Source organism: Pseudoroseomonas cervicalis ATCC 49957 (assembly GCF_000164635.1).
Taxonomy (GTDB): Bacteria; Pseudomonadota; Alphaproteobacteria; order Acetobacterales; family Acetobacteraceae; genus Pseudoroseomonas; species Pseudoroseomonas cervicalis.
This window is the reverse complement of the sequence record NZ_GG771051.1, coordinates 1-1067: the sequence shown is the minus strand read 5'-3', so window position 1 is coordinate 1067 and position 1067 is coordinate 1. Positions and strand designations below refer to the sequence as shown.

General features: G+C 74.5%; 1 protein-coding gene. It reads left to right on the top strand.

The window, feature by feature from the left end; translation table 11 throughout:
- A partial coding sequence (locus HMPREF0731_RS21645; protein WP_007006385.1) for an amino acid adenylation domain-containing protein occupies nt 1-1067 on the top strand: 1067 nt, incomplete at both ends.

Here is a 1067-nt window from a genome sequence, read left to right as displayed (position 1 = left end):
CGGCGTGGCCGGACACGGGCGCGGCCCCGCCCGGCCCGGCGCCGGGGGATGCGGCCTATGTGCTCTACACCTCCGGCTCGACCGGGGCGCCGAAGGGCGTGGTCATCCAGCACCGCGCCATCGTCAACCGGCTGGAATGGATGCGCGCGCATTACGGCTTCACCGCCGCCGATCGCGTGCTGCAGAAGACCGCCGCCACCTTCGACGTCTCGGTCTGGGAGTTCTTCCTGCCGCTGATCTGCGGCGGCACGCTGGTGCTGGCGCCGCCCGGCGCGCAGCGCGACCCGGCGGCGATCGCCGCGCTGATCCGGGCGGAGGGCATCACCGCTCTGCATTTCGTGCCCTCGATGCTGGCCGCCTTCCTGGCCGATCCCGCCGCGCGCGGCCTGTTGGTGGCGCGGCTGTTCTGCTCGGGCGAGGCGCTGACCCCGGCGCTGCGCGACCGCGTCCACGCCACGCTCTCGGCGCGGCTGCACAATCTCTACGGCCCGACCGAGGCGGCGGTGGACGTCACGTATTGGGACGCATCGGCCGGCGATGCGAGCGACCCGCTGCCGATCGGCCATCCCGTCTGGAACACGCGGCTCTATGTGCTGGACGCGGCGCTGCGGCCGCTGCCCCCGGGCGTGACCGGCCATCTGTTCATCGCCGGCGCGCAGCTGGCGGAGGCGTATCTCGGCCGGCCCGACCTGACCGAACGCGCCTTCATCCCCGACCCGTTCCACCCGGGCGAGCGGATGTATCGCACCGGCGACCTGGCGCGCTTCCGCGCCGATGGCGCGCTGCTCTATCTCGGCCGCGCGGACGGGCAGGTGAAGCTGCGCGGCATGCGCATCGAGCCGGGCGAGATCGAGGCGGCGCTCACCGCCTCGCCCCTGGTGGCGCAGGCGCGAATCATCGCGCGGGAGGACCGGCCGGGGGACCAGCGGCTGGTCGCCTATCTGGTGCCGGGGCCGGGCTATGACGCGGCGGCGCTGCGCGCGCAGCTGGCGGCGCGGCTGCCGGACTACATGCTGCCCGCCGCCCTGGTGCCGCTGCCCGCCCTGCCGGTGAACAGCAGCGGCAAG